Source organism: Bacteroidales bacterium, assembly GCA_023229505.1.
In the GTDB taxonomy this organism is placed as follows: Bacteria; Bacteroidota; Bacteroidia; order Bacteroidales; family JAGOPY01; genus JAGOPY01.
The window spans coordinates 1-3091 of sequence record JALNZD010000101.1 but is presented as its reverse complement, the minus strand read 5'-3'; the positions used below and the strand labels follow the sequence as shown (position 1 = coordinate 3091).

The window sequence follows — 3091 nt, the reverse complement described above, 5'->3', positions numbered from 1 at the left end:
TTGTTGATAAAGTGTCCACTACATTTTTTGAAAATAAAAGAATTCCATTTTTGTGTACACTGAATATCAATTAGTTGTGAAATTCAAATAGTTAAAAAAGACAAACAAGTGTCAAAGTCGGGATTTATATTATTACGGGCATCAAGAATGGACTTATATATGTTAGGTTCATTATGCTGGATCCAAAATCGCTGTACCCTCCATAATTGCATTTTGCTTTTACAACACAATGATATTTAGTTTATTAACCATTTTATTTAATCAAAAATGAAAAAAGTTGTATTTATTTTAGCAATTATTTTATCTTTTATTGTCGTAATTTTAAGCTGTAAATAACAGCATGATGATTCTTCCCAGGTAAATCCAACCGAACAGGTGACCCAGACCAGCCAGAATATTGAACAGCGGATAGTTTCATTCAAATCAGACATTGAAAGCAGGTTGAAAACCGGAAGTGGTTATCCGATAGATACTGCGGTTTGGTACACGGAAGCTTTGATAAACTATACCTATGCCGATGTTGCTAATAATCTAGAAGGTCTTTCCATAGATTCCGTATATATTGATGTTGATTTATCAGGTGGAAAGGTAACACCTGCTGAAGCTGTATCTGTTTATGACAAGATTATTGACAGCCTGACTATTCAATATGAGAATCTTCCTTCACAGAATCTTCATTTGATTTTCGCAGATGTTTTTAGCAGGGATTCTATTGCTGGAAGCGTTACATTCTGCATAATCTCAGGTTTTGGATATGGCTCGCCGATTAATTATGGTACTTTTGGTGAGGAGGATTGGTGGAAATTAGGTTGGCGACAAGATAATAATGGTGGATACTGTGCTGGCCCGCATGAAGGAGAAAATAAGTATATCGATGCTGCATGGCAAATCGAACAAAGAATTAGACTAAATATTGGGGTTCCTGCTCAACGGCATTCTCCGATAGATGTATTAACAGTAGATATCTTACCTGATTTAGTGATTGTCTATTCGGATCCTATGATGTTTTATGATGATGATGATATGTTTCTTAATCCAAATGATGAAATACCGTATGATAATCTTTATGACTATTTAATACTATTCAAGTTTTCAAATTATCCAAATTTTGATGCTTGCCTCTGCCCGGATGAGATGAATTTTTATTGGCATTCAACAGAACAAGTAGCTACAGATTTAGTTTATACTGTCACTAACCAACAATTAGGGGATAGAGTATTAATGTCTATCTACCAGGTTGGTGATAATACTGTTCATATCCCGCCAAATGGATATTTCTATTATCAATGGTTAAGGAACCAATATTGCCACTGGTTAGTAAACCCAAATGAGCCCGGTACTTTTAATTAACTCGTTATTGCAGGGTGTATATAACAAGATACACCCTGCTTTTTAACCAGAAAAACTAAATTTCTATGAAAACATTCACATTCTTAATAATATATTTTTCCTCAATTTTATATTCATTTCCCCAATCTACATTTGAATATCGGTATTCAAGCCCCATGAATGAAATAGCTGAGAGTCTGTTAAAAGATGATCTTGGAAATATTTATTTCCCTGTTGATAACTCATTGTATGGTTTGATTATCAAACTTGATCATGAAGGGTCATTCGTAGATTCAATTCGAATAAGTAATCCTGAAGGAATTTGCACCTTGAGTGAATTGATAAAAATTGATCTAGACCATTTTGTAGCTCTTGGTTATTGGTCATGTGATTCAACTTCAGAATTGTGGTATGTATTGTTAAATAATAATTTACAAGTATTGGATGATAAGAGGTTGAATTCGAATGGCTATAAAATATTTGATTTCAGACATATAATCAATCATAAAGGAAATATAGTTTTTTTAGCTTTATATATGGCGCCACAAACTTATTATAATGAATGTATTTATGAGATTACACCAGATGGCACAATGGTCAGAAACCGGTTTTTTAATTCATTTTCATTTAATGAAGGTTTTACTTTGTTAGAAAATTCCCCTGTATTTTCATATAAAGTATTTTCATTCTATCCATTAGGTTCAAGAGGGTTGAGTTTTTTAAATGTGTTGGATACTAATTTTAATGTGATTGATACAGGGTCTTTTAATGAATATATAAATGATCTTAATACAGCTAAATGGATAAATGATTCTACTTATCTTTTAACTGGTAAAATGTACACATTCAATAGTGAAGAATGGGATATGGGAATTCTTAAAGTAACCAGGAAAGATTCAATTTTATCTTCAGCCTATTTCGGTAAAACTGATACAGTTGAATTGCCAGGAATATATAAGAATCTTGATTTCATTTCTCCTGATAATATCTTCTATGCAGGTTCATCCAATTCTTACTTCTTTCCTTTTCAAAACGAACCTTCCTGGATCATGTTAAATATCATAGATTCTGAACTGAACCTTAAAAACCAGCGGTTTTATGGAGGGGATGCATTCTACCTGGTTAATGCCATACTGGCCACGCAAGACAGTGGATGTGTGCTGTCGTGTTCACGGTATGACTATTTAACCCAGAATGAAGAGTTCGATATCTTTATTCTCAAGGTCAACCAGGATGGATTGCTGGTTTCTACGCCGGAAAATCCAATTATAAATACAAACACCTGTCATCTCCATCCCAATCCGGGGAATGAGACTTTAAATGTTAACTCACCAATTGATCGGTTACAGCTTCAGTTTTTTGACCTGACCGGAAGGTTGGAATGTGAAGCGGAACTTTCAACCGGCACAAATTCGATATATGTTTCCGGCCTCCCTCGCGGGATTTATCTTTACAGGATACTCGATAAAAAAAATCAGACTATTCAGAGCGGCAAATGGATGAAAAATTAAAGGGTAATTTTTTATTCGATATTGATCCCCTCCGGGAAATAATAAATTATGTGAAACAGTGAAACGGTGATATGGTGATACAGTGAACAGGAGTTATGTCCCAAATTTCCAATTTCAATTTTCCAATTACTTTACAGTCCTACCGTCCTCAGTACAAATCATCTTCCTTCATCTTCAAATACTTTCTGACAGCGAAATAGGTAGAAACCCACGCCAGGAACATGCCCGTCAGGATCACAAGGCCAAAAACC

Annotated in this window: 2 protein-coding genes; both read left to right on the top strand. The window is 34.4% G+C overall.

All coding sequences use genetic code 11. The features are described from left to right. Positions 1-375: 375 nt before the first annotated feature. The gene (locus M0Q51_17340; GenBank protein MCK9401733.1) at positions 376-1350 is read left to right on the top strand and encodes a hypothetical protein; all 975 of its coding nucleotides are present in this window, start codon (positions 376-378) and stop codon (positions 1348-1350) included. A 155-nt stretch (positions 1351-1505) separates the two neighbouring features. Continuing rightward, positions 1506-2840: a T9SS type A sorting domain-containing protein gene (locus M0Q51_17335; GenBank protein MCK9401732.1), complete on the top strand. Its 1335-nt coding sequence runs from the start codon at positions 1506-1508 to the stop codon at positions 2838-2840. Positions 2841-3091 lie beyond the last annotated feature (251 nt).